The 2,899-nt window shown below is 65.5% G+C and carries 1 protein-coding gene and 1 pseudogene; both read right to left on the bottom strand.

Features of this window, described 5'->3' with window-relative positions; genetic code table 11:
• Window positions 1–198: 198 nt before the first annotated feature.
• Window positions 199–2,211: a capsular polysaccharide biosynthesis protein gene (locus tag A2I95_RS29555; RefSeq protein ID WP_291735619.1), complete on the bottom strand. Its 2,013-nt coding sequence runs from the start codon at window positions 2,209–2,211 to the stop codon at window positions 199–201.
• A gap of 6 nt (window positions 2,212–2,217) precedes the next feature.
• A pseudogene (locus tag A2I95_RS29550) lies at window positions 2,218–2,899 on the bottom strand (SLBB domain-containing protein); the annotation flags it as partial.

Below are 2,899 nucleotides of genomic sequence, written 5' to 3'. Positions count from 1 at the left end.
GGCATCGGCCGGCTGGAGGAAGCGCCGCGGTTTGAGCTGGTTGAAACCCGCCCCCTCGGCAAGGACATCCTGCACCGCTGGACCCGCGCGCTGCGCTGACTATCCTTTTCCTTGCAGAACCGGCTCTCCCGCCCGTCGCAGGAGCATGTTTCATGCTTCTCTCCCCTTGGGAGTTCCCCGGCTCCGTTTGGGGGCCGTTCAGCGCCACAGATGGGCGTAGGTGGCGAACAGGCCTTGCAGTTTGGAGAGCAGACGGTTGCCGATCCCCGGGTGCGGCAACTGCCCTTTGCGCAGGCGCATCACCGCCACTTCCGCCGGGCAGTGCTGGCCGGTCACCGGGTCGAAGTAGCGCGGGTAGTCGATCAGCGCCGCATGGGCGAGGCCCAGGAGCGTGACGCGGGCTTGCCGCCACGGCGGCGCCGGAGCCAGATCGGCAGTCAGGCCCCAGCCTGCATAAAACGGTGTTCCCAGCGTGGTTACCGGCACCTTGCGCAACAGGGCTTCGAACCCCAGAAGAGAGGTCATCGTCCAGACCTCTTGCACTTTAGCCAGTAGGGCCATGGGGTCCGCATGGGAGGCAACCGCATCCGCCAGCCCCTCTGCCGCAACCTGGCCTTTGCGCAAGCCCGCCTCCACATCCGGATGGGGCTTATAGATAATCACGGCCTCCGGATTGGCCTTCCGTGCGGCCTGCAGCAGAGCCAGATTGGTCCTCACCTCTCCGGCTCCGCAAAGGATCGAGGCGTCATCCTCCACCTGGCCCGGTACCAGGATCCGATGGCCCTCGGGTAGGGCAGGGGCGGTGCCGCCAAGATTGTATTTCGACACGCCGTCCTGGACCAGAGACCGCACCAGATGCTCGGCCCGCAGCTCCTCTGCCTGGGTCATCTCAACCCGGCGGGCAATCAGCGTGTCCAGATCCGACGGCTGGCGCGGGTCGTAGTAGATCCCCTGGCGGTCGGTCACCAGCGACAGCGGCGGCACCAGTTCCGCCCCCAGCCCGCGGGACCGCAGAAAGCCGTCCTCGACCCGCACAGCGCCATCATGCGCCGCATTCGCGTTGCTGGCCCAGACCATCCGCATGCGCCCGCTTGCCTGCGCCTTGGCCGGATCCTCAGTGAACAGGACCCGCTTTTCGGCGCCAAAAAATGTCTGCAGCGGCTTGCGCTTCCACATCCGCATGCCTGATGCTGCCCAGCCGCGAAGGTCGTCCCGCCAGGCCCGCACCCGCGCCTCCATGTTGTCCAGCACCGTTTCCAGCTCGCATAATTCATCCCGGAACGGATCGTACCACTTCGGATAGAGGATCATCGATGCCGCAAACAGCTGTGCCCGCGTCAGCCGCCGCTGCCTGCGCGCAGGCGGAGCGTCGTCAATGCTCAGCCCCCAGCCCGCGTAAAACGGCTGCCCGAAGACCCGCGGCTTGTGGCCTGCCAAAATGGCCTCAAACCCCAGTTGCGAAGAGACGGTATAGACGCCCACGGCGCCTTCCAGCAGTGCCCAGGGCGACAGGCTGCCGGTGAACAGCTCAACCCGCCCCTGTGCGTCCTGCGCATCATAATACCCCGCCCGGTAACCGCGCAGCGTCTCTGGATGTGTCTTGATCAGCACCCGCGCGCCGGGGTGTTCCTCCTGGGCAAAGGCGAGCATTTCCAGAAACCGCGCCCGGTCCGCGCGCGACGCGGTGACAGAGGCATCATCTCGCGCCTGATCCACGACCAGCACATAACCCGGATCCGGCACCGCAGCCGCAGCATCAAAGGCGTTGTATTTGCTGAGATGCGCGGCTTTGAGACGAGCAATCGCATCCCGTGCCCGGCGCATCAGATGCGCGTCATCCAGCGGGTGGCTGGCCAGCAGCGCCTCAAGATCCGAAGGCGTGGCAGCATCAAAATGCACGCCGGACCGGTCCAGCAGCAGCCCTATGGGCGGTTCGCCTGCGCGGCCAGGGTGAACCGAGCGCAGAAAGGCATCCTCAGCCCGCAACAATCCGCAGCCACTCCGTTCTGCGACGGCAAGACCCCGGTGCGCCGTGGGCGAGGCGCCCCAGATGCCAACCAGATCGTTGCTCTGCGGCAGGCCCAGCCGGATATCATAGCCGGATAGCTGCAGGATCCGCCGCACCTGGCGCTGGGTCAGAAAACCACCGTTGTAAACAAAAAGCCGGGAGGCTGGGCTCCCGGCTTTGTTCCGGCCTGGGGTCAGGCGCATGGTGTGTCAGCCGTCAAGCGCGGTGGAGACGCTGGACAGCGATCCGACCGGGGTCACAAGCAGCGAGATGGTTTTGGTCCACTGGGTATACGGCGCCTCGGTGACATACAGCGTATCATCGTCGCGGATCACGAAGTCGCGGGCAACAAACAACCCGTTCGGCTGGGTCAGGTTCAGCACATAGACCAAACGCTGCGCGCCGATCAGATCATCGCGGCCCAGCACCTGATTGGCAATCTCGGCAGGCTCGTTGCGCAGCACAAAGACGCCGGTCGGGTCGGAGGCGGTGGAAATCAATCCGCCCACCTGGGCAATCGCTTCCAGCGCTGACAGGTCCTGACTTTCAAACGGCACCCGCGCCTGGGCTGAGGTTGCACCCAGGGCAGTGAACGAGCGGGTGTCTTCCTCGACAAGAATACGGTCGCCGCCGCGCAGGGCTACATCCAGCTCCGGATGGTCAAACAGGTCCTGGAACCAGATCTTGCCCTTTTCCTGGCCGCGGATCACGGTGACCTGGGCAATTTCCGGCTGGATTGTCACGCCGCCGGCCTGGGCCAGCATGGACGACAGGGTGCGGGTCGGGCGTTCGATCGGATAGACACCCTGGCCGCCCACGGCGCCCGTCAGGCTGACAGTGGCGCCGTCACCGGCCAGACGGCGCACCTGCACCTGCGGGTCGGGGGTCTGG

The sequence above is a fragment of the Leisingera sp. F5 genome, assembly GCF_001593695.1.
This window is presented reverse-complemented; position numbering and strand designations above follow the sequence as displayed.